Source organism: Lactococcus formosensis (genome assembly GCF_037892375.1).
Taxonomy (GTDB): Bacteria; Bacillota; Bacilli; order Lactobacillales; family Streptococcaceae; genus Lactococcus; species Lactococcus formosensis.
This window is the reverse complement of record NZ_CP141721.1, coordinates 1,408,379-1,435,086: the sequence shown is the minus strand read 5'-3', so window position 1 is coordinate 1,435,086 and position 26,708 is coordinate 1,408,379. Positions and strand designations below refer to the sequence as shown.

Sequence of the window (26,708 nt, the reverse complement as noted above, 5' to 3'; positions counted from 1 at the left end):
TTACTTTTCTACAACTGCATGTCCACCAAAGCCATTACGCAAGGCAGCAACGACTTTTCCTGTCATTGTATCTTCTTGTAAACTGCGATTTCGCATCATAAGCGAGAGAGCAATGATTGGGGCAGGTACTTCTAAATCTAGACTTTCTTCCACCGTCCATTTCCCTTCACCCGATGCAGCAACTTTTCCTGCAATATCTTCTAATTTTGGATCTTGAGCAAACTGTGCTTCAGCCAACTCCATCAACCAGCTACGAATAACCGAACCATGATTCCAAAGCTTTGCTACCGCCTCGTAATCATAATCATAAGGTGAGGCTTCCAAAATCTCAAAACCTTCAGCAATAGCCTGCATCATGCCATATTCAATCCCATTGTGAATCATTTTAAGATAATGCCCGCTCCCCAATTTTCCAGTATAGAGATAGCCATCTTCTTGTGCCAATGCATTGAATAGTGGTTCAAGCACTTTCCAGGCTACTTCATCGTCGCCACCAATCATAAAGTTACCGCCAGAGCGTGCACCAGCCATTCCTCCGGAAGTTCCAACATCGAAAAAGCGAATACCATTCTTTTTAAGTTTTTCATTTTGCTGCAAATTATCTTTATAGTTAGAATTACCACCATCAATAAGAATGTCACCCTCCGACAGTTGTTCAGAAAGCTGTTCAATAGTTGAATTTGTCGCTTCTCCTGCTGGTAACATTACCCACACTATTCTAGGACTTGGAAGTTTACTCAAAAGCTCTCCCAAGTTTTGAGCTGCGGTAACTTTTTCAGAATATTTTTCTGCTTCAAATACAACTGCTTCATTTTGATCAAAAGCCACCACTTCAATCCCATGATCCACAGCATTTTGTACTAAGTTGTAGCCCATTTTTCCAAGACCAATCATTCCAAATTTCATTTTATCTATTCTCCTTAAATTATCTGTCAATATTTTGATAACGCTTTCTTTTATTATAAGTAATTCTTTTTCATTTGTCAACAATTTAAATGTAAATATTTTTCTGTTAAAAGATGCACAAAAAAACCTCACTCTGATTGAAGTAAGGTTTTTGTAAATTATTTAAGCTTGGCAACAAATGCTTCATAAGGTTTAAGTACAATTTCTTTCACATCATCGATAACCTCAGAATAGTTATGAATCACCTCCTCTTTTACTTCATATGAGGAAGAAAATTGATTTTCGTTAGCGCTGAAATTAGCCACAATTAACCAGTTTTCACCTTTGTAAGAGCGAATATAAGCAAATACTTCTTCTGCTGTATCTTTAAGTAGTTCAAACTCGCCCCAGACGATGATAGGATTTTCTTTACGTAAAGCAATCAACTTTTGATAAGTGTAAAAGATGGAATTTTCGTCCTCTAAAGCTGCATCTACATTAATTTTTTCATAGTTAGGATTAATGGCTAACCACGGGTGGCCTGTACTAAATCCAGCTGTTTTTGCATTACTCCATTGCATCGGTGTACGCGCATTGTCACGTCCCTTTGCATTGATTGAATGAAGAATAGCCTCTTTACTGTAACCTTCCTCCAATCTCTCAAAATACATATTTCGACTTTCAATATCATCAATTTGTTCAATATCAGTTACAGGATTATTGGTCATGCCAATTTCTTCTCCTTGATAAATGTACGGAGTCCCTTTCATCATATGTAGGAGAATAGCCAACATTTTAGCCGATTCTACACGGTATTCTCTATCATTACCCCAACGTGAAACAATCCGTGGTAAATCATGGTTATTCCAAAAGAGTGAATTCCATCCCTCATCTCCAAGTTCTGTTTGCCATTTACTAAAGACCTCCTTTAATTTTGGAATCTCTAGCGGTATCAAATCCCACTTAGTTTGTCCTTCAGCTTCATCTAAGCCGATATGTTCAAATTGAAAAACCATCGAAAGCTCTTTATTGGCTGGGTTAGAATATTGTTTTGCAATTTCAGGCGTTGCTCCCCAAGTTTCTCCTACTGTTAAGAGATTTTTCCCTCCAAACGTTGCCTGGTGCATTTCTTTTAAGTAATCATGCAGCTTTGGTCCATTGCCTGTTATACCCTCATCTGGTTGTTTTCCTATAAGATCGATAACGTCCATACGGAAACCACCAATGCCTTTGTCTATCCAGAAATTCATCATATCATAAACAGCCTGACGTAGTGCCTCATTCTCCCAGTTCAAGTCAGGTTGTTTTTTACTGAAAAGATGCAAGTAATATTGACCTGCTGTTTCATCCCACTGCCATGCTGGTCCACCAAATATTGATTTTAAATCATTAGGAAGACCACCATCAGCAGGAGCATCACGCCAAATATAATAGTCACGATATTTATTTTCTTCTGATTTTCTTGCTTCAATAAACCACGGGTGCTCATCACTGGTATGGTTGACCACCAAATCCATAATAATCTTAATCCCACGCTTCTCTGCTTCCAAAATCAATGTTTCCATATCTGACATCGTCCCAAACTCTGCCATGATTGCTTCATAATCCGAAATATCATAACCATTATCATCATTGGGAGACTTATATACTGGGCTAAGCCAAATGCCAGTAATCCCTAATTTTTCCAAATAATCTAAGCGGGATATAATCCCTTTAATGTCCCCAATGCCATCACCATTACTGTCTTGAAAACTACGGGGATAGATTTGATACATTACTGCTTCTTGCCACCAATTTTGTTTATTCATAATTCACCTCTCTTTTTACGCAAACGGTTGCTTAAAAATATAATATCATTTTTAAGTAAAATGAGCAACAAAAGAAAGTGTTGATTTTTCTTAAAAATTGCTCACTTCTCCTTCAAAGCCAGTAAGTGCGAATATTCCAAATCATATTTTGCTAAGTCAAGCCCGAAAATTTTTTCTTGCCTTTCTAAATCATAGACAAGAAGATTTTTCCAAGTCAAGATCCAAACTTTACCATATTTATCAAAATCGACATTGATAAGCATATCTTCTGTAGAATAGTTCTCCATGAGTAATTTCTCAAGTGCTAAGCGACTAATTTTTTGGGTGTCTATGTTGTAGAAACATATTATCATTGAGGGTTCAAAACTGTCATTCGTATGACTTATGGCTAAAGTTTTTTCGTCATTAGAGACTGCTATTTTGTGAGGTTCAGCTTGCCCCAAGCTAACTTCCTTACGTGCCAAGCTCTCTTTATCAAGGATAACTAATTTATCTTGGGGAGTAGATTCATAAGGGTTACTTTTCAAGCGGTTTCCTGTATTTTTTTGTTCTATTAAGAAAAATTAAATCAAGGAAATAAATATAAAGATCTAGAAATGCTTTAAGCTTTCGCAATCAACACAAAGAAACCTCAATAAAATAGAAAAACTCCTGAACTATTAAGTTCAGAAGTCAATTTCAAATTGCCAAAAGGAATTTTTATCAAAGATCAAAAAAAGTCGCTTAAGCGACTTTTCTGGAGATTTTCTTACAAATCGTTGATGTCGAAGTCTTCGCCAAGGAAGTCTGCGAGTGAGAAACCTTCTTGAGTTTCTGGAAGATCGTAGCTTGGTTTAGCTGCTTTACGTGGAGCGCGTGGTTTACGGTCACGTTTTTCGCCATCTTCGTTGTTACGAGCTGGACGAGCTGGAGCTTCTTCCAATGCTTTGATTGAAAGTGAGATACGTTCTTCTTCAGGTTTCACATCGAGAACTTTTACGTTCACAACTTGACCAACTTTAAGTACGTCTTTTGGATTTTCAACACGTTCCCAAGAGATTTGTGAAACGTGAACAAGTCCTTCAACGCCTGGGAAGAGTTCAACGAATGCACCAAAGTCAGTGAGACGTTTAACAGTTCCTTCAACAGTTGAACCAACTGGTGCTTTTTCTTCAACTTGTTCCCATGGGCCAGCTTGTGTAGCTTTAAGAGAAAGTGAAAGACGACCAGCTTCTTCATCAAGTTTCAAGATTTTAACTTCAACTTTATCACCAGGTTTTACAACGTCTGATGGACGTTTAACACGGTTGTGGCTAAGTTCTGAAACGTGAACAAGTCCGTCAATACCACCAAGGTCAACAAATGCACCGAAGTTAGTAACGCGTGAAACAGTACCTTCAACGATATCGCCTTCGTTCAATTGAGCAAAAGCTTCTTTACGCATTTCGATAGTTTCAGCTTCAACTACAGCACGACGGCTAAGGATGAAGCGGTTTTCAGAAGCGTTGATTTCGATAATTTTAGCTTCAATTTCTTGACCAACAAATTTCTTAGTATCTTTAACGAAGTATGTATCAATCATAGACGCTGGGATAAATCCACGAACACCGTTATAGTCTACTGAAAGTCCGCCTTTAACGTCTTTAGTAACTTTAACTGTAAGGATTTCGCCTTCTTTACCTTCAAGTTCAGTCCAAGCTTTACGAGCTTCAAGACGTTTCAATGAAAGAAGGTATACATTTGCACCTTCAGCATCTTTACCAACGATTTGTTTGATAACAAGCAAATCAAGAATATCACCAGGTTTTACGAATGTATTGATATCAGCATCACGGTCGTTTGTGATTTCGCGAAGTGTAAGGACACCTTCAACACCTGTACCAACGATAGCAACTGTTGCTTGCCCGTTTTCGATAGTAAGGATTTCACCCTTTACGACGTCACGTACTTTAACGTCCTCAACGCTGTTTAACAATGTTTCAAATTCATTCATTTGTAAAAAAATTCCTCCAACAATTTGACTGTCTACAGTCTTATGACTTAGTATATCACAACTATGAGAGAAATGAAAGCTTTTTAATACTTTTTTTCTTCTTTTTTATATAAATAGTGAAAAAGTATATTTGGTCTTGTCTTTACAGTATTTGGTACTAAAAAAACTGAGTCTAAATGACTCAATTTTTTTGATAGGAAACGTTTTCTTTTATTTGATTTGCAGTGAGTATGGTTTGTGCAAATAAGAGCCGATTTCTATTTGTATCACTTGGATCCGCCATATCTGATACGACAACAGTACCATCTTCTTGAAGCATAGGAATCGGCTTTCCTGCTGGATAAAAATAAAGATTTGCTGAGTCCCTGTCATCTGTCATGATATATGGCGTCCCGTATTCATCATATCCACCTTTAATCATATAATACTCCCGCTTCCCACACCGAAATTGTGTGCCATCAATTTCGTAATTTACCCCCTTCTCAGTCGACCATTTTCCTTGGATATTTGAGTAATCTCCTTGTGCAATTTCTGTAACAAGCTGCTCTGTCGCTTCTTCTTGTTCAAAACCCATCATCAAACGTGGAAGGGTGATATTATCAGCAAATAGTTTACTTTTTTCTTTATAATTCGTACTCCAAATAAATACAAGGCTTATTACCAGCGTCAAAGCAAGTAAAAGGAGGTTTCCTTTTCCAATTTTTTTCATATTCGCACCCATAAATAAGTTTTTGATTATAAATAAATTATAACAAATTTAAAATTTAATCAAAAATAAAACGCGGGTTTCCCCACGTTTCTCTTATTTTATTGGTATTGCATAATTTGGCCGTTTTTATAAGCAAAGTCAATCAAGGCACCGCCGAGACATTCATCACCATCATAAAAAACAACGGCTTGTCCTGGAGTGATGGCACGTACAGGTTCATCAAATTTGACAGCAACTTTATCTCCCTTAACAGAGATAGTTACACCTGTGTCTTCTTGACGGTAACGGAATTTCGCTGTGCAATGCATTTCAAATTCTTCAGGCATTGGACGAGTGAAGCTCAATTCACTGGCAGTTAAATTATCAGAGTATAAATGCTCATGATGGAAGCCTTGTCCAACATAGAGCGTATTTGTACTAAGATCTTTCCCTACTACAAACCACGGATCACTTGTAGTTTGACCATGTTGTCCACCAATTCCCAAACCACCACGTTGACCAATGGTATAATACATGAGTCCGGCATGCGTTCCCATTTCTACACCATCTAGTGTCATCATTTTACCTGAAGTGGCTGGAAGATAGTTTGTTAAAAATTCTTTAAAATTCTTTTTACCGATGAAACAGATTCCTGTTGAGTCTTTTTTCTTCGCTGTTGCAAGTCCAGCACGTTCGGCAATGGCGCGTACTTCCGGTTTTTCCAAATGACCAAGTGGAAACATTGTTTTCTTCAATTGGTCTTGTGACAATTGGCTTAGGAAATAAGTTTGGTCTTTATTATTATCCACGCCACGAAGCATATGAACTGTGCCATCTTCGTCTGTTGTTACACGCGCATAGTGGCCTGTTGCTACGTAATCAGCCCCGAGTTCCATTGCGTAATCAAGAAAAGCCTTAAACTTAATTTCTTTATTACACATAACATCGGGGTTAGGTGTCCGACCTGCACGGTATTCGGCCAAGAAATATTCAAACACACGGTCCCAATATTCTTTTTCAAAGTTGACAGAATAATAAGGAATACCGATTTGGTCAGCTACTGCTGCTACATCTTTGTAGTCTTCTGTAGCTGTACATACACCATTTTCGTCAGTATCGTCCCAGTTTTTCATGAAAACACCAACGACATCGTAACCTTGTTCTTTCAGCATTAAAGCTGTAACTGAACTATCGACGCCACCAGACATACCGACAACGACTCTTGTTTTTGAATTATCCATTATTTGTTCACCATCTCTTTCTATTTTTATTAGATTTCCTATTTTTCTTTAGAAAAACAAAAAAGCTTACATTCAGTTGAAGGCTGAAGTAAATAATAGGTAACGATTTATTATACCAGTTTTTTCCAGAAATAAATAGACTGCGAAATGCTATAATAGAAATATGATTGAACACACAGATAATCCTTTAATTTTTAACATGGAAATCAATAAAAATAAATACGCAAATCTTGCTGAGACAAAGCGAGTCTGTCCTTTTTGCGATACCCCTAATCTCAAAAATATTTTGGACCGACAAGGACACAAAATTTGGCTTAAAAACAAATTTCCTACTGTCGAAAATTCTTTAATGACTGTGATTATCGAGTCAGATAAACACCTCGGAGATGTCTCTACCTACTCTGTTCAAGAAAATAGAGAAGTCTTTCGGTTTGCTTTTGAATGTTGGCAGAAGCTATTGGATAATCCCCAATATAAATCAGTACTTATGTTTAAAAACTTTGGCCCCCACTCTGGTGGAACATTACGCCATCCACACATGCAGATTGTTGGCTTGGAAGAAGCAGATGGTTATGAACATATCTCTCCTGAAAATTTTGAAGGTGTAACACTTAAGGAAAATAGTGTCGATATTACAATCTCCACTCGTCCGATTATGGGATTTGTGGAATTTAATGTTATCATTTCCCAACTTGAATATATCGATCATTTGGCTGATAAGGTTCAGCTCATTACACAGTATTTACTGAATGACTATATGAACGGACGCTGTGATTCTTACAATCTTTTTTTCTACAAAATGCCGGACAGCCAGCGTTATATTTGTAAGATTGTACCGAGATTTATCACTTCTCCTTACTACATCGGCTATAAAATACCTCAGGTCAACAAAGATAATCGCTTAGAAGAAATCGCAAAAGAGTTAAAAACAAAGCTGGACTAGTCCAGTTTTTCTTTTATAAATAAGAAATTAGGTTATAATAAATGTATGTTTGATTTTATCAAGAAAAATATTTGGCTAATGCTCGGAAGTTTTATCCTCCCTGCTGGACTACTTACGGTAGCTTTCGCCTTCCTCGGTATTTATTGGGGGAGTGACACTTCTATCCTCGCTGGCGATTCATATCATCAATATGTTGCTATTCACACGCTTTATCGGGATATTCTTCATAATAGTAACTTAGGCTTTCTCTATACTTTCACAAATGGTTTGGGGCTAAACCTTTATGCTTTTTCTGCTTACTATATGGGAAGTTTCTTCATGCCCCTTACTTATTTTTTCGATGTTCATACTATGCCAGATGCACTTTATCTGATTACACTTTTAAAGTTTGGAACGATAGGTCTCTCAAGTTTTGTGGCATTGAAAAACATGTATAAATCCATCCCCTCTCTTATCACGCTGGCATTATCCACATCTTTCACCCTGATGAGCTTCTTAACGAGTCAAGTTGAAATTATAATGTGGCTCGATGTTTTCATCTGGCTTCCTCTCATCATGTGGGGCTTGCACGGACTTCAAGATTTCGGCAAGCGTAAACTGTATTTCAGCAGCTTAAGCATTCTATTCATCCAAAATTACTATTTCGGATTTATGGTTGCAATTTTCTTAGTGTTGTATTTTTTAGCACGTTCAACATTTACCAAGTGGTCTTGGAAAAAGTTTTTTGATTTTTCGATTACTTCTATATTGTCTGCTGTGACAAGTTTAGTTATGCTTCTTCCGATGTATCTTGATTTGAAAGCAAATAATACTCAAGCTGTTTCTCAAATCAATGATTTTTGGACACAAAATTCTGCCGTTTTTGATCTTTTTTCTAAAAACTTTGTGGGCGTCTATGATACAACACAGTATAATGCTGTCCCAATGATTTATTTAGGCCTCATTCCCTTCCTTCTTGCTCTTACTTTCTTCTTCCTCCCCCAAATAAAACGGCGAACCAAAATAGCTTTCAGTGTCCTGCTTGCATTCTTGACTGCCTCTTTTTATCTGCAAGTTTTAGATTTGGCGTGGCAAGGGATGCATTCTCCAAACATGTTTTTACATCGTTACGCTTTCCTTTTCTCTCTTCTCATTTTACTTATGGCCTGTGAAGTTCTCACGCGCTTCAAGTCTTTAAAACTCTGGATGACTATAGTACCCTTTGTGCTACTTTCCCTTGGTTTTATTGCTGCTGCTTTACTCGGAGATTATCCTTATCTCGATACGCTACAGTTTGCTCTGACTCTACTCTTTGCTTTGGCTTATTTCTTGGTTCTTCTTACCTTCTTTAAAAAATGGCTTCCTTGGAAAGGTTTAGTTGTCATCCTTGCTTTGTTCATGTGTGCAGAAGCAGGTTTAAATGGATACTACCAGCTTGCAGGAGTTAAGAAAGAATGGAATTTTGCAAGCCGAACTTACTACAATACCCAAACAAAATTCATTCAACCTCTCGTCCAAAATGTAGTCGAGCGTTCTGGAGATACTTTTGTGCGTACAGAAAACACGATGCCTGATACGGCAAATGATGGTATGAAATACAATTATAATGCCATAGCGCAGTTTTCCTCTGTCCGTAATAGTAATTCAAGCCGGGTCTTGGGACTTTTAGGCTTTCATACAGACAGCACCTTCCTTAATCTCCGCTACCCCGAAAACACATTACTCATGGATTCACTTCTTTCCATAAATTATAATATTAATCAATTTCAACCTGAAAAATATGGCTTTAAGCAAATAAAACCTTCTTTATTTGAGAATCAAAATGCACAAGCGGTTGGAATATTTGTAAAAGATCGATTCCAAGATGCAGCTCTGAGCAGTTCAGAAAGAGCAACAATCAGTAATCAAGAAGCCTTTCTCCGTCAATTGACGCACAGTAAAGAAAAATATTTCACACAGATTTACCCAAACTCAGAAAACAGTAACAGCACAATAACCGGTGGGAAAGAACAAGTTACACTGATACGTAAAGCCGAAGAAGACGGCGGTGTTTCAGTAACCTATGAGCTTACCATACCCGCACATAGTCAAGCCTATCTTGAGCTACCTAATGTAAGCTACATTAATGATAATTCAAAAATGACTACGATTACGATTCATTCAGGAAAAAAAGTTCTTCATTCTTATAATGTCAATAGTAAAGATGTTGGTAATTTTTATAATTTGGGAACTTCTGAAAAGGAAACAAAACTAACAGTGAGTGTTTCCTTCCCAGAAAACTCACAAGTTTCCTTTGGCATAACAAGATTTTGGGCTTTGGACAACACCAAATACCAAGCGGCTATGGATACCCTAAAGCAAACACAGGTGAAAACCGAACAAGTAAAAAACGGACTTCGTTTGACTTATAATACCAATACCTCTGGTGATCTTTTCCTCACATTACCTTATGATAAAGGTTGGTCAGCCAAATTGGATGGACATTCCGTAACCTTAGACAAAGCACAAGAAGGTTTCATGAAAGTTACTGCCCCTAAAGGTGAACATGTTATCGAACTTACTTTCTTCCCTCAAGGCTTAAAAGCAGGGATAGCATGTTTTATAGGTGGAATCGCTCTCTTTGCTCTCTATGATTTCTTAAATAGAAAAAAACAGCTTTAAATGCTGTTTTTTTCTATTTAACTTTAATGCTGGCGAATCAAAGTATTCTTGAAAGAATATTTATCCGCACGATAATAAGAAATATCGTATAAGATAGGTCGAGCGTCTAAAGCAAAAGCCGTGGAGTGTACGCGGAAAACTGGACTGTTCACTTTCACTTCCAGTAACTGAGCAAGTTCCTCTGTAGCCAGAATCGCTTCAATTTCTTGGTGTGAATAGCCAATTTCTATTCTTTCCTCAATCATGGAAAACAAGGATCCAGTCAATTCTTTCTCCGTTGCTCCTGTGATTAATTGTTCTGCAAAATAGAGTTTTTCTAAAGTCATGGGCTCATTATCAAGTAAACGCAGTCGTTGTAATTCCACCAGATCTGCTGTGTTATTCAGTGCTTTTACAACTTCTTCTGGCACTTCCTTTAATTTTTTAAAATTTAGTAAACGTGTTTGCCCAACTTTACCCATAGCTTCTGCTGCTTCGGTAAAGGACTTTAAACCCATGCCTCCACTTTGGATCTTGGGTTGCTCAATCACATAGGCGCCTTTTCCTTTTTTCTTAATTACAATTTGCTTAGTCATCAAATCTTCCATGGCTTTACGTACGGTTAAGCGACTCACGCCAAATTCCAATGCCAAATCATATTCAGAAGGAAGTTTTTGAGCAGACACATAAGTGCCCTGCTCAATTCTTTTTTCTATTTCTTGAGAAACAACTAAAAACTTTGCTTTGCTTTCTTTTCGTTCAGTATTCATTACCTTTATTTTATCACGCTTATCTTCTTTTTAAAAGTTTCTTATTGGCAGAGCCTTTCAATACTTTTCATGTAAATTTCTATCATTTGTTTTAAATGTTCAATCTTTATATATTCATTTTCCTTATGGGCAATGCCTTTTTCCCCCGGAAAAGACGGGCCAAAAGCTACAATATTAGGCATTGACCGCGCATAAGTTGCTCCTGTAGTTGTGACAGGTTGACCGTTTAATCCTGTCACTTCTTCATAAATACTCGATAAATCTTGTATTTCTTGCTTCGTCTTATCAACATAGGTTCCTGGCAGACTGCGAGTAATTTTAATGCTTGTACCTTCGTAAAGATTCTCGCTTAGGCCATTAATAACCTGCTCCTCTGTCACAGTTACCGGATAACGAATGCTAAGTGACAGATGAATAAGATTGTTTTCTCTTTTGATTTTGTATGGCGTAAGTATTAAACGGCCACTCTCTTGATCTGAAAAGTCAATACCTACTCCTTGACCAAAATGTTTTTCGTGAAAACTATGAGTGAGCCATGAGAAATAGTGCCTCAGCTCCTTATTTTCTAAATTATTTTGAAGTATGCCTGCCAATGCTGTTATTGCATTTTTCCCTAATTCTGGCGCGTTGCTTGGTGTCCGCAATCCCTTAGCACTGTAGTTTTGATTTCCACCAGAAAGCTCGATATCATCAGGAACAAAGTCTTTAGCCATTGCACCATGAAAATCCCCCAATGAATCCAAAACACCGTGAGCAAATCTCGTCGTCAACTCAAGAGCAACAACACCCCGCTCCCCATAAACTACCGGAAATTTGCAATCTGGTGTAAAACCAAAAATTGGTGCCTTTTCTTCTGACAAATAAAGAGGCACATCCGCTGATCCGCTTTCTTCATCAGTCCCAAAAATAATGCGAACCGGGATACGAGGATTAAAATTTCTTTCCTTTAATAACTTCAAAGCAAATAGACAGGACAGAATTGGTCCCTTATTGTCTAACACACCTCGCCCATAGAAATAGCCTTCACGCTCATCTAGCTTAAAGGGAGACGATAACCAGCCTGGGCCATCCGCAGCGACCACATCAAGATGTCCAACTATTCCAATATAATCCTCACCTTCCCCTAATTGAGCATAGCCCATTGCATCATTAATAATTCGAGTTTTTAAACCATAGCCTTTGGCTCTTCCCGTTACATAATCTAAAACTTGACGTGCTTCAACTCCAAACGGAGCTCCAGTTTCCGCTTTCCCTTTGACACTGGGAATTGCGATTGCTTCTTTTAAAAGAGCAACATACTCCCCCCAATTTTGTTCAATTTCTGTCCTATACATTTTTTACCTCTTTAGGATGCTTTCCTGTTTAAAAAACGAATTGTTTATATGCTTCACGTGACTTATTGTTTTCTTTTGCCTGTAGCACTTTACAAATTGCCTTATAAGATTCATTAAGCCCGACGCCACCCTTTTTAGGCATTTTTACAATATCAATCGCTTCTTTGTAATCCGAAATTAAAGCCCCATTCTCTTCTGACATGGCACAGACTACTTTGAGAGAAGTATTTTCTTGTATATCTTGTGCAAGCTCCAATGACATTTTAGAAAACTCCGGGTAATTAAAGGAAGGGCCACAAACCACCCCCTCAATATTAAGCCGTTGTAACATTCCTTTTATCTTTCTTTGAACAACATCTGGTGCTTCTCTGTAGGTTTGTTCTCCCATGTAAATCGTAACTAACAAATTTTGTTCATGCTCAGCAAGCAATGGCTTCAAAGTCACTCCTGGTCCAATCACTTCTTTTGTAGCAGTTAGCGGAACGTGTACATCATCCTTTGTTCCCATTCCTGCTTGAATTTGATTCAAAATCATTACAAGTCTCATTTTTTCCTCCTATAGGTTATCAAAACTCAACATTTCTTCTGTAATAGCTTCTAATTCTGCGTCAGCAGCTTGGCGCTCTTCATTCATGTATTGTACATCCATAATTTTGATAAACGGAATGTAGATGAATACACCTATAATAAGCAAAACGAGCTGTAAAAGCGCACCGGCCCAGTTTGTTGCTAAGAAACCTGAAATAATAATGGGCGTAGTCCACGGAATCAAAACACCGTTGGTGATAGGCACAAGATGAAGGTTCATCATAATATAAGAAACAATAATATTAAAGGTTGGTACTAAGACAAAAGGAATAAAAATGAGAGGATTAAGTACAATAGGAAGACCAAAAATAATCGGCTCATTTATCCCAAATATGCCTGGAACCAAAGCAAGCTTACCTAACTCCTTAATTCGTTTTGAACGGCAAACAATTAACATTGCAATTAATAAAGAAAGTGTTGATCCAGCACCTCCAAAGGTTGCAAATAAGTCTTGAAATTGAGCATTTACAATATGAGGTGCTCCGGTACCATTTTTAAAGTACTCTACATTTTCGAGAGAGAGGGTCAAAAGGATTGGATTAAATACCGCACCCACGACTGAACTTCCGTTGACGCCGAAAAACCAGAAAACATGAAGAAAGATATAAGCAATAATCATTGCCCATACTGTATCTCCGAGATGAAGCAGTGGGATTTGTAAAAAGTTAAAGACTAGGTCAAAAGCATTTGTACCAAAAACATTCAATACCAAGTTCAGTGCAAAAAATATTAGCATGACAAAAGCACCTGGAATCAAAGCAGCGAAGGAATCTTCAACCATTGGTGGTACACCTTCTGGCATTTTGATTACCCATTTTTTGTTGACAGCAAATTGATAAAGATTGACAGAAACAAATGCGCAGATGATCCCGATAAAAATCCCTTTTGCTCCAACCCAAGAAAGCGGGAGAGCTGTTAAGGTAGCTGATACAGGATTTGCCATTCCCTCAACTGTCACTTCTCCGGTGACAGAGTATGGCATCAAAAGAAACCACGACATTAAGGTAACTGCCGCTCCAAAAATAGGATTGGCCTTAATTTCTTTTGCAAAAGAATATCCTATCCCCACAACTGCAAATACAGCCATAATCGTAAAGGTCGCATCAGCAGGTTTGGTAATCATTTCAGCTAAGGTCGTCCCTGTTTTACTGTTAATGACCGTCGTTTCCAAAAAATTAATCCATTGAGGAATAGGGAAATTTGCTAAAAGTAAAAAGAAAGATCCCGCAATCAATAGTGGTGTTGAAACGAGAAAACCATTTCTTATTGCAATAAGATACTTGTTACGTCCTATTTTTTCAGCCAGGGGCAACATAATTTTTTCAAGCTTTGAAAACATCAATTTCTCCTTCTATCTATTCAATAGGTGCTTTAATTCTTGCTTCATAAGCATCTAACCATTCTTGGCTAATGGGTTCGATTTTTGTTTTATGATTTACTTCTGGATATGCGATAAAGATTTTTGGATCCTGTTTGTGAGTAGCTACGCTAAAAGTAAATTCTACATTAGTCGCAACGCCCCAGTTGCCTTCTTTATCCAGTGCAACAAGTGAAAAAGCTCCTGCTTTACCGTATCTTTCTTTCAATTTATCTTCAAAAGAATATACCGCCTGATCACAAGCTTCTTGTGGTGTATAGCCCTCAGACATGAGCCGAACGATTTCATAGGATAAAATTCCTTTCATCAAATCTTCACCAAGTCCTGTTGCTGTGGCTCCTCCAACCTGACTATCCACATAAAAGCCGGAACCTGAGAGTGGAGAATCACCAACCCTGCCAGATTTTTTCATGAAGAGACCAGAACTTGAAGTTCCTGCAACCATTTTCCTATTACTGTCTAACGCAACCATTCCCACCGTATCATGTCCATCATAAGCCGAAAGACCTGTCCGTTTCATATCTTCTAAACGTCTCTCCCATATTTTTTTGGCGCGTTCTGTTAACATTTTTTTCTCCTCAAAGCCTGCTTCAATAGCATATTGTCTTGCGCCTGGACCAACGCGCATACTATTGAATTTTTCCTCAGATAAGGCTTTTGCTACTGCTATGGGATTAGCAATATCAGTTATGCCTGCGACTGCACCAATTTTAAAGCTGTCTCCATCCATGTAAGCAGCGTCCATCTCTAAAATTCCTGCTTCATTTGGTAGTCCCCCATACCCGACGGATTTATAATAAGGATAATCTTCAACCGCTTTTATCGCTTGTTCTAATGCTTCTCCGGCGTCCCCTCCTTTTTTCAAAAGCTCTTCAGCTTTGCAGACTCCATCATGAGCCATTCGCCACGTTGCAATGATTCCCCACATAAATACTCCTTTTTATTTTATATACAATCTAGTATATACTAGTTGTTTATATTTTAAATTAAACGCTTACATTTGTCAAGGCATAAATAAAAATAGAGAATATCCAATGCTTCTCTACTTTTATTTCATTCTTTATTATAGGCATTGAGAGCCTTTAGGAACACCTGTCCATACTTTTTCAACTTGACTTGACCTACACCAGAAACTTCTAAAAATCTCTCTTCGTCTAAAGGCATAACTCTTGTCATATCTTTCAATGAAGCATCGGAAAATATCATGAAAGGAGGAACACCTTCTGACTTGGCAATATCAAGTCGTAATGTCCGTAATTCTTCAAATAACTCCAAATTAAACGCCACACTATGTGAAATGTTTTGTTTATCAGCACTTAAAGGTGCACGTCGCCAAACCTTTTCTCTTCCTTGTAGAACAGCTATCCCACGCTCAGAAACTCCAAGCAAGGGAAACTTACCCGCAGAAACAGTTAGATAACCTTCACCCGCTAAAAAGTCAATCAGTTCTCCAACTGCTTTTTGCGAATATCCCTTCATTATGCCAAAAGTTGAGAGTTTTTCAAAATTCCAACGTGCTAAATTTTTATTTTTAGAGCCTACTAAAACTTGTGCGACTGCTGTTTTCCCGAAACGTTGTTCCATCCGAATAACACAGGACATAACTTTTTGAGCATCAAGCGTAACATCTGTACGTTCCCGGTCATCTAAACAGTTTGAGCATTTACGGCAGTCTTCCCCAGCATCTCCAAAGTACTGCAAAATATAGCCTTGCAGACAAGTTTCGGAGCTTGTATAAGCTTGCATCTGCCTTAGCTTTTCGTATTCTTGCTCCTTATGTTGCTCGCTCCCTTCGCCTTGCTCGATCAAGAAGTTTCTGAGACGAACATCATTGGGCGAAAATAATAAGATAGCATCCGAATCAAGTCCATCTCGTCCTGCACGACCTGCTTCTTGATAGTAGGCTTCAATAGTGGCGGGCATCCCATAATGAATTACAAAACGAACATTGCTTTTATTTATCCCCATTCCAAAAGCATTGGTTGCCACCATAATAGGAACTTCATCATAAAGAAAATCTTCTTGGTTTTTTTGGCGCTCTCCCTCAGATAAACCGGCATGATAACGTTTAGCAGGAAAATTATTTCGGTTTAACCATTCCGTAACTTCTTCTACTTCTTTACGTGTGTTAGCATAGATAATGCCTGATTCGTCAGTATGTTCTTTTAAGTAGGACTTTAAAAAGTCACGTTTATCTTTTCCTTTAACTACTTCAAACCTTAAGTTTTCGCGTAAAAAACCTGTTTTAACAGTATTATCTGTAGCTATGTGCAATAAATCTTGAATATCTGCAGATACTCGGGGTGTAGCCGTAGCTGTTAGTGCTAAGAGCGTTGGCGTAGTAGGCAAATCAGCCAAACGCTTGGCAAAAGTAACATAGGAAGGTCTAAAATCATGTCCCCATTGGGAGATACAGTGTGCTTCATCAATTGCAACTAAATCAATAGGAAGGTGTTGCAAAAAATAGTTAAAAGATTCTAATTCAAAACGCTCAGGTGCGACAAATAAGATTTTCACCTCGCCATTTTCGATCTGTTTCATCCGGAAATAAGCTTCTTGCTCATCTACTGTCGAATTAATAAAAGTAGCTGGTATATTTGCAATATTTAGCTGATCCACCTGATCCTTCATCAGGGAAATTAAAGGTAAGACCACAAGAGTGACCCCTTCTTGTAAAAGGGCAGGTAATTGATAGCAAATGGATTTTCCTGCACCAGTCGGCAATATCCCCAGAGTATCTTTTCTCTGTAGAACTTGCTCTATGATTTGTTTTTGACCTTGACGGAAACTTTCATAGCCAAATATTTCCTTGAGTTTTGCTTCTAAATTCATCTTTTCCTATTATACGTTTAATACTAAAAAAATTCACGAATAAAAGTGAATTTTTTTCTTTTATTTTTAGTCTACTTCAAATTTTTGTCTTCGTCAAAAGTAAGGAATTCAAAATTACAGAAACACTAGACAAACTCATTGCGGCAGCGGCAATCATCGGATTCAAGAAACCAAATGCAGCCAATGGAATACCAATAATGTTGTAGATGAAAGCCCAAAAATAATTTTGCTTGATTTTTCTTAAGGTTTTCTGTGAGATTTTAAACAAGTCGAGTAATTTATGGATTTTTCCACCCATAATCGTCACATCACCTGCTTCCATCGCAATATCTGATCCTGTAGCCATGGCAACACCAACAGTACTACTTGCTAATGCAATAGCATCGTTGATTCCATCGCCTACCATAATGGAATAGGGTGTTTCTTGAACGATATTAGCCTTATCTTCTGGCGAAAGATTACTCTTAACTTCATCCAAATTGACAATTTCTTGGATTTTTTTAGCAGAGTCTTCATTGTCTCCTGTTAACATAACGGTTTTAATGCCAGCTTTTTTCAATTCAGCTACGGTCTCCACACTTTCTTGCTTAATAGAAGATTTAAAAGTTGCTGTAGCTATATGGCTTACATCATCTGCAAGATAAATAACAGTATCTGTGCTTGATGTGACACTGTACCCGTGCTCTTCCATAAGTTTTGCATTTCCTGCATAATACTGACGGCCATTTATTTCTCCCGCAAGTCCACGACCAGCAATTTCTTTAAGATTTTCTACGCTGTAGATTCCCTCAGTTTTTACAGCTTGAGCTAACGGATGGTGCGAGTGACTTTCTAAACTTGCCAAAATTTTAAATGCTTTATCACTCCCATCAAACTGAGACAACTCAAATTCTCCTGTCGTAATCGTACCAGTCTTATCAAAGAACACAGTTTTTACGCTATTCGTCAACTCTAAAGCATTGGCATTTTTCAACAGCAAACCATTCTTAGCAGCAAGCCCTGTTCCTGAAATAATTGCGGTTGGTGTCGCTAAACCAAGCGCACATGGGCAAGCAATAACTAATGTTGCCACAGCATGCATAATGGCAGTCAATAATGTCCCTGTAAAGACCCACGTTGCAACAAAAGTTACAAGTGAAATGATCAAAACAATCGGAACAAAGACATTTGATATTTTATCCGCGAATTTTTGAATATCAGGTTTTGAAGCTTGCGCTTCTTCCATCATTTCAACCATCCTAGATATGGTTGAATCGTTAACATCTCGAACAACAACAGCTTTAATGGAACCGTCTAAATTCACAGCCCCTTCAAATAGTGTATCATCGTCTGCTTTGACAACAGGTAAAGATTCGCCAGTCAAGTGACTTTCGTCAAAAGATGCTTTACCTTTAAGGATCATTGCATCCAAAGGTACCTTCTCTCCCGGATAAATTTGAATAACATCCCCGATTTGGACTTCTTCAAGCGGGCGCTCACCTTCTTCTGTGTGAACCATTTTAACCCTACTACTCATCAAGCTCGTGATTGCCTGACTTGTTTTTTCTTTAGCATTGTGCTCAAGTACTTTTCCTAAAACAACCAAGGTAATAATAACCATAGCTGATTCAAAATTCAAAGCATTCTCTTGTCCTAAAAATACCGCTAAAATTAAACTCGAAAAATATGCAACGCTAGTTCCCAGTGCTACTAGAACATCCATATTTGCATTTCCATTTTTCAATGCATGATAAGCGCCGACGTAAAAGCGCCAACCGATAATAAACTGAACAGGTGTTGCGAGAATAAGTTGTAAAACAGGATTGTGTAGAAACATCAAATAATGTGTACCCAACAAACTCTCAAACATGGCAAGCACTAAAGGTAGTGTCAAAATTACTGACACGATCAATGACAAACGTAAATTACGGTTCCTTCTTTGTGCTTGGGCTGCAATTTTTTCTTGATGCGCTTTATCATTTACAATAGCACCATAGCCTGCCTTTTCTACTATATCGATCACGTCTTGATCACTAATGTTATCATCAAAAATGACTTTTGCTTTTTCGGTTGCCAAGTTGACTGTTGCTTCTTGGATTTTATTCGAGTTATTCAATGCTTTGGATACGGTATTCACACAGTTTGCACAGGTCATACCCGTGATGACAAAGTTTTGACTTCTCATTTTCTACTCCTTCATTAAATTTACAAATGTAAACAATACATCCCATAGAAAACTGCCCCTAAGGACAGCATACTTATTTTACTAATTCGTAGCCGGCTTCTTTAACAGCCATTGCTAAATCTTCTACTGCTGTTGTCTCTGCATCGAATTTCACAAGTGCTTCATTCTTTTTTAAAGAGACTTTTGCTGATTTTACTCCAGCAAGACCTTCAAGAGCCGAAGTCACATGCATTGCACAGTGATCACAAGTCATACCTTTGATTACGAATTTTTCTTTTTCCATTCTTTCTCCTCCCTATTAGCTGACGTGTTGGCAGCTGCAAGAATTAAAATTTTCTAAACAAGTACAAGTTGTTTCTTGAATTGTTTCTTTATTTTTTAACGCTTCTTGCAAACTTGCTACATCTTCTGAAGTCAAGTTTGACAAGGCGATCATATCGGCTAAGAGCTTCACTTGTTTTGTTTCACAAACTTTTTCAAGTAAAGACTGTCCCATCATTTGAATAGCTGTACATTCTGCCATTAAAGGGCGATAAACAAACTTACGACCTTCTTTTTCAGTACTTAGCATTCCCTTTTTCACGAGGCGCCCCAGCAAAGTTTTAACTGTTGCTAGAGACCAATCCAAATCGGGCGAAATTTGACAAGAAATCTCATCAACTCGTGCTTCGCCGAGCGACCATATAACACGCATAACAATCAATTCTGCATTTGATATATTAAATTCTGTTTCGTTCATTGGCGCTCCTTACTTTATTTTTACTACAACTATAGTTTACAACTGTAAACTATAAATGTCAAGTCACAACTCTGTATTATAAATAAAAAAACCCTTTAAGGCAAGTATAGACTTTCAAAAAGGGTCTTTTATTTTCAATATTATTATTTTTCATCACCAAAGATACGTTCCATAATTTCACGTCCTGTTGGTGTAGCAGCAAGTCCACCTTCACCAGTTTCACGATGAGCAGAAGGTAAGGAGCGCCCTACATTGTACATACATGTAATCACTTCATCTACTGGTATAACTGTTTTTACACCAGCTAAAGCCATATCGGCAGAAATCATCGCTTGAGAAGCCCCCATAGCGTTACGGTGAACACAAGGGATTTCTACTAATCCTGCAACTGGATCGCAAATCAAGCCCAACATATTTTGGAGCGTCAAGGCTAAAGCCATTCCAGCTTGCTCGCCTGTACCTCCGGCCATGATAACCAAGGCGGCTGCTGACATGGCCGATGCCGAACCCACCTCTGCTTGACATCCTCCTTCGGCACCAGCAATTGTTGCATTGTTAGCAATTGCTAAACCAAAAGCACCAGCTGTAAAGATAAATTCTACTTGTTGCTCGTGCGTAAGACCTAGCTTTTTCGTTGCTGCAGAGAGCACACCAGGTAGACATCCAGCTGACCCAGCTGTCGGTGTCGCACAGATGAGTCCCATCTGAGCATTCACTTCGTTTACAGCTACGCCATCACGCGCTGCACCTAAAATAACATCACCTGATATCGCTTTTCCTGATTTAATGTATTCATCCATTTTCTTGGCATCACCACCTGTAAGACCTGTTGTTGACTTATTGCCAAGTAGTCCTTCCTCAATCGATGACATCATCGTTGCTAAGTTGTGCTCCATCATCTCAATGATTTGTTCACGACTTGCTCCTGTTTGTTCTATTTCTTCTGCAATCATCAATTCAGCAATTGATGGATATGCTTTTGCATCTTCAAGCAGTTCTTGTACATTTGAAAACATAATTACCCCTTATTTAAAGAAATTTACAGCAGAAAGTTTCGGAATGTGTTTCATTTCCTCAAAAGCTTCTTCGACATCGAAACTGTCTACTTCCATAATCATGATTGCTTTTTCACCTTTAGCTTCACGCGTCAAATTCATTTGTGCCACGTTAATATCATGCTTTTCAAAAATAGCTCCAAGACGCGCCAAGATACCTGGTGCATCTTGATGGACAATTACAAAGGTTGGCATCCCTGCTGAGATAGAAATGTCGAAACCATTGAGTTCGGTCACTTGAATCAATCCGCCGCCAATAGAAATCCCTGTGACGCTCATGTCACGGTCGCCCTTTTTCAAAATCAAACGTGCTGTGTTAGGATGGTCTGCCTTATCTTCTGGATGAGGCACATATGTCACTTCCATCCCTTCTTCGTGAGCAATGCGCGGTGCATCTCGTAAGCGAGGATCATCAGGATCCATACCTAAAACACCAGCAACCAAAGCGACATCTGTTCCATGTCCACGGTAAGTTTTAGCAAAGCTTTCGTACAAATGAATCTCCACCTTCTCGGGTAATTCTCCAAAAATTGAACGAATAATCTTACCTATACGGGCGGCACCAGCAGTATGTGAACTACTGGGACCAACCATTACAGGGCCAATAATGTCAAATACACTTTTGTAACGTAAATTTTCCATATTTCCTCCGCAACTTTGCTCAGCAAAGCTTTTCGTTCGAATTTTTTATATTCCAACGAAACAATTTATTCTTAAAATCATTATAACACTAATACGCTTTCATATCTATATAAAACTGGGGCTGTAGCAAAAAGATAAGTTTGCTAATTTTCCCATTTTACGTGGACTTTTCAGACTATTCTTTAATGATTAAAAATGCAAAAAGGACATTTTTTTCTCAATTCTCGCCGATAGTTTGTGATATAATAAACTTTAGAAAAATAGAAAGAGAGATTTCAATGAAATTCAATCACAAACCTCTGAATCTTTATGTAAATTTCAAAGAATCTGCTGAAAAGTTCCCCAAAAGTCGTTTTATTTTCGATAAAAAGTTAAACGCTTTCCCGGAATTAGAGCTTGAAACAAATTATCAAAGCGTTCACGAAGCAGTCTTGCAAAAAGCTTATAATTTGTCAGCCTTGGGAATAAAAAAAGAAGACAAGGTCATTATTTTTAAATCAAGTGCTTTTGACACTTATCTTCTTGCCGTTGCTGTGTCCTATCTGGGTGCTGTGCCTGCAATGATTTCCCATCACTTTTCTACACCAGTAATGGATACTCTTGCTGCACGCCTTGAAACTCCTTGGCTCATTTTTGATGAAGATACAGATGCTGTCGTTCAGGAATTAAAAAATGTAAACGAAGATCACAAACTCTTTGTTTCTGACTTTGCTTCAATCACTAATAGTCCTGAGGTAAGCAATCAACAATTAGCTACGGATGAGATTGCTTATCTCACACATACCTCAGGTACTACTGGAATTCCGAAACTGATTGCACACTCAGCTCAATCTATGGGCTGGCGTTGGGTCTTGCAACGTACAGTAATGGATTGGATGCCAGACAAATCTTCACTGTTGGCATTCCATATTTCACCTGTTCATTCCCGCTTTAACATTGGTATATCATCAGCCATGACCTTCGGCTTTGATCTTATGCCACTTTCTAATTTAGAAAAAAATACTGTGCTTAGCATGTTTGAAAAATATCGCCCTACAGCTTTCGAAACACACCCAAACCATTTTGTTCGCCTAGCAAATGTTGTAAAAGAAACACCCGAGGCCTTTGCTTCTATTCGCTATCTCCACTCTACTTTTGATGCAATTAACAAAGATACAATGCATACTTTCCTTGCGGCTTCTAAAGAGGAAAATCCTGTTTTCTTGCAAATCTACGGTCAGTCTGAATGCGGTCCAATGATTTGGAAAAAACACCGCCTTAGTACCTTACCAAATACAAATGCTCGTGAAATGGGCATCGGCATGCCTGGACTTTCCCAAGCGCGCGTAACAGATGCTGACGGAAAAGTTGTTCCTGCTGGTACACCTGGTCATATTCATTTCCTCTCTAAAGGGCGTGCTCTTACTTACTATAAAGAGGATAGTCGTTTTGCTGAAGAAGTTTATGGTAACTGGTGGGATACAGGCGACTGGGGGATTATGGATGAAGACGGTGTGCTCTTCCTCTATGATCGTCAAGTTGATCTTATTGACAAAGTGGAGTCAAACTTAGCCATTGAAGATCTCCTCCTCGATCAACACGACTTTCTTGACGAAGTAATAATTATCCGCGATGCTTCTGGACATCCTCAACCTATTTTGGCGCTTGCCGAAGGTAAAGAAATGGACTGGAAAGCTTGGTGGTCTTCTATCATTGACATGCCATTCCTAAATGAGCCGCTTCTCATGGACTATGATGCGATACCTCGTACAGCCACAATGAAAGTTCAAAGATTAGCTCTTGAGCGTGAACTTGCAGCAGCTAAAAAATAAATATCATATACAAAAAGGTAGTTCCCAAGAGGAAACTACCTTTTTTAAATTATTTTGCTACTGCTTGCCACAGAAGCGATAAAAGGAGAGAGAAAGCATAAGAGCTATTAAATAAAACCATATTTTTTAAAGAATAAACAAAGCTATGAGGCGCAGGAACTTCTGCTGCATGGTGTTTCAAGTTCTTCTGAATTATCGGAAAGGAAAGAACAGTCAATAATGTTGGCCATTCAAAAATTCCAATGAAAAAACCTAAAATAATGAAGAAATATGCACTGTACATAAGCAGTTGAAAAAGCTGAATACCTTGTTTACGTCCAATATAATAAACTAAAGTATAACGATGGTTTTTAATATCTGTATCCAAATCACGCAAGTTGTTAGCCAGCATAATATTTGCAATCGTAAAGACTAACGGTAAACTCGCAATTACCATTGCTATAGCACCAACTATATCTCCAGAAAGCGCAAAAGAGTTTGCCGCAAAGTTGAGATCAAGTTTAAAAATAGGATTTTCTGCACTATTGATGAGAATCACCATTGCAAAGATTCCAAATCCCATTGTTCCACCGGAAAAGATTTCACCCAATGGCATACGAGACAGAGGTATCGGACCATAAGTATAAAAAACGCCGATAAAGAAGACGATGCCTCCCAACACCAAAAAGAGCCAGCCCGTAAAATAAGCCAAAAGGAAACCCAAACCCAGGCTGACAAGAACCATGAATACTATCAAATTTCTAACAAAATGTGGTGACAGATTAGCTTTACCAATAATATTTTCTTGTTTTTGATAAATTTCATCTTTAGCTTTTTGAAAATCTTGATAATTGTTAATCGCTGTTACCGTCATATCAAAAATAAGCATAGCCAATAAAAAAAGAAACGATAGGCCAGCGTTAAATGTTTTAAAATAACTCAGACTGAAAAGTAAGCCAATAATATAAGGAAATATACTGGCAATTTTGGTTTTAATTTCAACAAGTTCTAAAAATGTTTTAAATGTCATAAAGCGTTTGGGATATCCTTCACTATATTTTCTTTGGTTTTCAAACAATCAAACTTCCTAGATGTTTAATTCTTCTTAGGATGCTCATCTTTTCCAGACAGCATGAACACTCTATATTATAGCTGATAAATGCTCCAGAATCAATTTCCGAAGGAATTTATCAGAAATAAAAAATAGCTCTAATGAGCTATTTTTTAATTAACGTCCTTTATAAATTGAACGAGATTTACCATACCATACTTGGGTAAGTATTTTTTGAATCCAAGGTTGAACCCATTTATCTAAACCAAATGCGCGGCCTGAACCGTTCATTAAGGCAATTGCTACTGGAATAAACCAGATGTTTACCCAGAAGAACATACCAGATAGTGCGAACATCACTGTCAATGCTGCAGTTACAGCTGATGCAATCCAAGTAAAGAGACCAAAGATAATAGCAAGAGCAAGTAAAACTTCAACGATAGACATGAATTTTTGCATGAACAATGCAACATCACGATTTGGAATCATGAACTTAAAGATAGGTTCCATCCAATGTGGTACTTTTTCAAGTACTGGCATTGGCTCTGTACCATAAGCATATGAGAGACCCCATTCTGTCGCTTTGTGTGCAGCTTCTGCTCCACCACTAGCAGCAGCGCCAGTTGCACCAGCAGCAGCATCTGCAGCTTTAGTTGCAGCTTCACCGGTTGCGCCAGCAGCAGCATCTGCATGTTTAGGTACTTCTTGCAACCAAGCAAATGGGAATTTAAGATCATCTGTAAACCAAGAACCTTTACCAAACCAAGTTGTAGGATTAAAGAGTTGACCTTCACCAACAATTTTCTTCATTGCTTCTGTCAACCAAACGAGACCATAGAAGATACGAAGTGGCACAGCCCAGAGTACGTTACCTAAACGTGAAGTGTGACCACGCATGAAGTTACGGTCATCTTTTGTACGGAATACTTCATCCAAAGCATAACGCCAGAAATAATGTGCTGAACGAATTTGCAATGTGTAGATAAAGTAAACGATGTTTTTCATCAACATTGCCCAGAAGCCTGTCAAACGCATGCTTCCGACCTTAGCAACACCCCAAGTTGATCCGATAGAAACCATTGTTCCTTGGTATTTGCTTTCATGTTTATGTTTGCTGCTACCGTTAATATCAGCGATGATATTTGAAGCTGCTGTGTGAGCTGTTTGCTCTGCTGCTTCAACGATTTGTGGTGTTGGACGGCCTGTATCTGGTTCGATATAGCCGGATACATCCCCAGCTACATAGATACCTTTATCTTCAAAGCCAACAGCTTCCATAAACTCGTTAGCTTGGAGGCGGTGTCCACGTTCTGTTTCGTTAAGATTAGTTTGTGCTGCTGTGTTACCTTGAACACCTGTAGTCCAAATCAATGTGTGTGTTGGTATTTCTTTTGAAACTTTTTCTTCGTCTCGTCCACCAACATTTACTTTGATGTGATCTTCTGCAACTTCAACGATACCGTGGTTTGTCAACACATTAACATTTTTCTTTTCAAGATATGCATGTGCACGGTCTGCTTGTTTGCGATCTAACGTATTCAAGATTGTTGGCATCATTTCAACAACGTTGATTGTGATTTCTTCCTCAGGAATTTTCCAATCTGTTGAAACTTTCTTACGCCAGTCAATCAATTCACCAGCCATTTCAATACCTGTGAATCCTGAACCTGCAACAGAAATAGTCAAAAGTGCACGGCGTTTTTCATCATCAACTTCTGTTGAACCATATTGAACAACAGTTTCAAGTTGACGTTTGATACGCATTGCATCTTCGAGTGACCAAAGAGTGAAACCATGTTCTTTAACACCAGGTACTCCAAAGTCATTAGGCTCACCACCAAGAGCAACTACAACATAGTCATAGTCGTAGCTTCCTTGTTCAGTGATAACCTTCTTGTTATCTTTATCAAGACTGACAACAGCATCAGTTACAAGGCTCACATTTTTACGTTTTCCCAAAAGTTTTTGGAAGTCATATTGAACTGTTGTGAATGGCACACGTCCTGCTGCAACTTCATGAAGTTGCGTCATAGATGTATGATAACTGTGTTTGTCAATCAAAGTGATGTCAGCATTCGCTTTAAGCTTTTTCGAAAGCTCACGTGTTGCATGAACCCCAGCAACACCACCACCGATGACTACGATTTTTTTCTTAGTCATTTAAAATCGGTCTCCTACTAGTAATATAATAATGAAAAAAATTTCCATC

General features: G+C 38.2%; 22 protein-coding genes. 3 read left to right on the top strand and 19 right to left on the bottom strand.

Annotation, left to right across the window (positions count from 1 at the left end; translation table 11 throughout):
• The 6 genes from gnd to mnmA all read right to left on the bottom strand — a co-directional run bounded on the left by gnd (position 1) and on the right by mnmA (position 6,597).
• A complete protein-coding gene (gnd, locus tag VNN39_RS06985; protein ID WP_165714767.1) occupies positions 1-906 on the bottom strand; it encodes a phosphogluconate dehydrogenase (NAD(+)-dependent, decarboxylating) in 906 nt (301 codons plus the stop codon).
• A gap of 158 nt (positions 907-1,064) precedes the next feature.
• On the bottom strand, positions 1,065-2,693 hold the full coding sequence (locus tag VNN39_RS06980; protein WP_338997219.1) for an alpha-glucosidase: 1,629 nt from the start codon (positions 2,691-2,693) through the stop codon (positions 1,065-1,067).
• A 101-nt stretch (positions 2,694-2,794) separates the two neighbouring features.
• Positions 2,795-3,220 (bottom strand): hypothetical protein, encoded by a 426-nt coding sequence (locus tag VNN39_RS06975; RefSeq protein ID WP_338997217.1) that lies wholly within the window; start codon positions 3,218-3,220, stop codon positions 2,795-2,797.
• A gap of 221 nt (positions 3,221-3,441) precedes the next feature.
• Positions 3,442-4,665 carry a 30S ribosomal protein S1 gene (gene rpsA, locus VNN39_RS06970; RefSeq protein WP_004256275.1) on the bottom strand — a complete coding sequence of 408 codons (1,224 nt, stop codon included), beginning with the start codon at positions 4,663-4,665 and terminating at the stop codon, positions 3,442-3,444.
• A 181-nt stretch (positions 4,666-4,846) separates the two neighbouring features.
• Positions 4,847-5,374, bottom strand: a complete 528-nt coding sequence (locus VNN39_RS06965; protein WP_165713395.1) for a hypothetical protein — start codon at positions 5,372-5,374, stop codon at positions 4,847-4,849.
• A 98-nt stretch (positions 5,375-5,472) separates the two neighbouring features.
• A complete protein-coding gene (mnmA, locus tag VNN39_RS06960) occupies positions 5,473-6,597 on the bottom strand; it encodes a tRNA 2-thiouridine(34) synthase MnmA (protein WP_339007281.1) in 1,125 nt (374 codons plus the stop codon).
• A 160-nt stretch (positions 6,598-6,757) separates the two neighbouring features.
• Between mnmA and VNN39_RS06955 the strand changes: the two genes are divergently transcribed.
• Positions 6,758-7,537: a DUF4931 domain-containing protein gene (locus VNN39_RS06955; protein WP_017369189.1), complete on the top strand. Its 780-nt coding sequence runs from the start codon at positions 6,758-6,760 to the stop codon at positions 7,535-7,537.
• Between the two features lie 45 nt (positions 7,538-7,582).
• Entirely contained in the window at positions 7,583-10,177 is a 2,595-nt protein-coding gene (locus VNN39_RS06950; protein ID WP_338997215.1) for a YfhO family protein, read from the top strand.
• A gap of 23 nt (positions 10,178-10,200) precedes the next feature.
• Here the strand turns inward: VNN39_RS06950 and VNN39_RS06945 are convergent, their stop codons facing one another.
• The 11 genes from VNN39_RS06945 to sdaAB form a co-directional block, all read right to left on the bottom strand.
• Complete coding sequence (locus tag VNN39_RS06945) at positions 10,201-10,926, bottom strand: GntR family transcriptional regulator, LSA1692 subfamily (RefSeq protein ID WP_017369191.1); 726 nt, start codon at positions 10,924-10,926, stop codon at positions 10,201-10,203.
• Between the two features lie 41 nt (positions 10,927-10,967).
• Positions 10,968-12,260 (bottom strand): Sapep family Mn(2+)-dependent dipeptidase, encoded by a 1,293-nt coding sequence (locus VNN39_RS06940; protein ID WP_270231627.1) that lies wholly within the window; start codon positions 12,258-12,260, stop codon positions 10,968-10,970.
• Between the two features lie 28 nt (positions 12,261-12,288).
• Complete coding sequence (locus VNN39_RS06935; RefSeq protein WP_046400981.1) at positions 12,289-12,807, bottom strand: GrdB-related putative oxidoreductase; 519 nt, start codon at positions 12,805-12,807, stop codon at positions 12,289-12,291.
• Positions 12,808-12,816: 9 nt separating this feature from the next.
• Positions 12,817-14,187 (bottom strand): PTS sugar transporter subunit IIC, encoded by a 1,371-nt coding sequence (locus VNN39_RS06930; protein ID WP_035001163.1) that lies wholly within the window; start codon positions 14,185-14,187, stop codon positions 12,817-12,819.
• Between the two features lie 16 nt (positions 14,188-14,203).
• A complete protein-coding gene (locus VNN39_RS06925) occupies positions 14,204-15,154 on the bottom strand; it encodes a N(4)-(beta-N-acetylglucosaminyl)-L-asparaginase (protein ID WP_165713401.1) in 951 nt (316 codons plus the stop codon).
• 125 nt (positions 15,155-15,279) lie between these two features.
• The gene (gene recQ, locus VNN39_RS06920) at positions 15,280-17,058 is read right to left on the bottom strand and encodes a DNA helicase RecQ (protein WP_339006988.1); all 1,779 of its coding nucleotides are present in this window, start codon (positions 17,056-17,058) and stop codon (positions 15,280-15,282) included.
• A 76-nt stretch (positions 17,059-17,134) separates the two neighbouring features.
• Positions 17,135-19,222 carry a cation-translocating P-type ATPase gene (locus tag VNN39_RS06915; protein WP_338997207.1) on the bottom strand — a complete coding sequence of 696 codons (2,088 nt, stop codon included), beginning with the start codon at positions 19,220-19,222 and terminating at the stop codon, positions 17,135-17,137.
• Positions 19,223-19,295: 73 nt separating this feature from the next.
• Complete coding sequence (locus tag VNN39_RS06910; RefSeq protein ID WP_017369198.1) at positions 19,296-19,505, bottom strand: heavy-metal-associated domain-containing protein; 210 nt, start codon at positions 19,503-19,505, stop codon at positions 19,296-19,298.
• 15 nt (positions 19,506-19,520) lie between these two features.
• On the bottom strand, positions 19,521-19,961 hold the full coding sequence (locus VNN39_RS06905; RefSeq protein WP_017369199.1) for a CopY/TcrY family copper transport repressor: 441 nt from the start codon (positions 19,959-19,961) through the stop codon (positions 19,521-19,523).
• Positions 19,962-20,104: 143 nt separating this feature from the next.
• Positions 20,105-20,977 (bottom strand): L-serine ammonia-lyase, iron-sulfur-dependent, subunit alpha, encoded by an 873-nt coding sequence (sdaAA, locus tag VNN39_RS06900; RefSeq protein ID WP_165711521.1) that lies wholly within the window; start codon positions 20,975-20,977, stop codon positions 20,105-20,107.
• Positions 20,978-20,986: 9 nt separating this feature from the next.
• Positions 20,987-21,658, bottom strand: a complete 672-nt coding sequence (gene sdaAB / locus VNN39_RS06895; protein WP_004256246.1) for an L-serine ammonia-lyase, iron-sulfur-dependent subunit beta — start codon at positions 21,656-21,658, stop codon at positions 20,987-20,989.
• 278 nt (positions 21,659-21,936) lie between these two features.
• Here sdaAB and VNN39_RS06890 point away from each other — a divergent pair, with 278 nt between their 5' ends.
• Entirely contained in the window at positions 21,937-23,469 is a 1,533-nt protein-coding gene (locus VNN39_RS06890; protein ID WP_338997204.1) for an acyl-CoA synthetase, read from the top strand.
• A 49-nt stretch (positions 23,470-23,518) separates the two neighbouring features.
• Here the strand turns inward: VNN39_RS06890 and menA are convergent, their stop codons facing one another.
• On the bottom strand, positions 23,519-24,478 hold the full coding sequence (menA, locus tag VNN39_RS06885; protein WP_004256242.1) for a 1,4-dihydroxy-2-naphthoate polyprenyltransferase: 960 nt from the start codon (positions 24,476-24,478) through the stop codon (positions 23,519-23,521).
• A 198-nt stretch (positions 24,479-24,676) separates the two neighbouring features.
• The gene (locus VNN39_RS06880) at positions 24,677-26,659 is read right to left on the bottom strand and encodes an FAD-dependent oxidoreductase (RefSeq protein ID WP_338997200.1); all 1,983 of its coding nucleotides are present in this window, start codon (positions 26,657-26,659) and stop codon (positions 24,677-24,679) included.
• Between the last annotated feature and the right edge of the window lie 49 nt (positions 26,660-26,708).

Coding starts and splice junctions, on each gene's coding strand:
- VNN39_RS06940 (WP_270231627.1), bottom strand. CDS start 12,260: ATGTATAGGACAGAAATTGAACAAAATTGGGGGGAGTATGTTGCTCTT.
- VNN39_RS06965 (WP_165713395.1), bottom strand. CDS start 5,374: ATGAAAAAAATTGGAAAAGGAAACCTCCTTTTACTTGCTTTGACGCTG.
- recQ (WP_339006988.1), bottom strand. CDS start 17,058: ATGAATTTAGAAGCAAAACTCAAGGAAATATTTGGCTATGAAAGTTTC.
- VNN39_RS06915 (WP_338997207.1), bottom strand. CDS start 19,222: ATGAGAAGTCAAAACTTTGTCATCACGGGTATGACCTGTGCAAACTGT.
- menA (WP_004256242.1), bottom strand. CDS start 24,478: ATGACATTTAAAACATTTTTAGAACTTGTTGAAATTAAAACCAAAATT.
- VNN39_RS06950 (WP_338997215.1), top strand. CDS start 7,583: ATGTTTGATTTTATCAAGAAAAATATTTGGCTAATGCTCGGAAGTTTT.
- VNN39_RS06925 (WP_165713401.1), bottom strand. CDS start 15,154: ATGTGGGGAATCATTGCAACGTGGCGAATGGCTCATGATGGAGTCTGC.
- sdaAB (WP_004256246.1), bottom strand. CDS start 21,658: ATGGAAAATTTACGTTACAAAAGTGTATTTGACATTATTGGCCCTGTA.
- VNN39_RS06945 (WP_017369191.1), bottom strand. CDS start 10,926: ATGAATACTGAACGAAAAGAAAGCAAAGCAAAGTTTTTAGTTGTTTCT.
- VNN39_RS06890 (WP_338997204.1), top strand. CDS start 21,937: ATGAAATTCAATCACAAACCTCTGAATCTTTATGTAAATTTCAAAGAA.
- rpsA (WP_004256275.1), bottom strand. CDS start 4,665: ATGAATGAATTTGAAACATTGTTAAACAGCGTTGAGGACGTTAAAGTA.
- VNN39_RS06880 (WP_338997200.1), bottom strand. CDS start 26,659: ATGACTAAGAAAAAAATCGTAGTCATCGGTGGTGGTGTTGCTGGGGTT.
- VNN39_RS06955 (WP_017369189.1), top strand. CDS start 6,758: ATGATTGAACACACAGATAATCCTTTAATTTTTAACATGGAAATCAAT.
- VNN39_RS06905 (WP_017369199.1), bottom strand. CDS start 19,961: ATGAACGAAACAGAATTTAATATATCAAATGCAGAATTGATTGTTATG.
- VNN39_RS06930 (WP_035001163.1), bottom strand. CDS start 14,187: ATGTTTTCAAAGCTTGAAAAAATTATGTTGCCCCTGGCTGAAAAAATA.
- VNN39_RS06935 (WP_046400981.1), bottom strand. CDS start 12,807: ATGAGACTTGTAATGATTTTGAATCAAATTCAAGCAGGAATGGGAACA.
- VNN39_RS06980 (WP_338997219.1), bottom strand. CDS start 2,693: ATGAATAAACAAAATTGGTGGCAAGAAGCAGTAATGTATCAAATCTAT.
- sdaAA (WP_165711521.1), bottom strand. CDS start 20,977: ATGTTTTCAAATGTACAAGAACTGCTTGAAGATGCAAAAGCATATCCA.
- VNN39_RS06910 (WP_017369198.1), bottom strand. CDS start 19,505: ATGGAAAAAGAAAAATTCGTAATCAAAGGTATGACTTGTGATCACTGT.
- gnd (WP_165714767.1), bottom strand. CDS start 906: ATGAAATTTGGAATGATTGGTCTTGGAAAAATGGGCTACAACTTAGTA.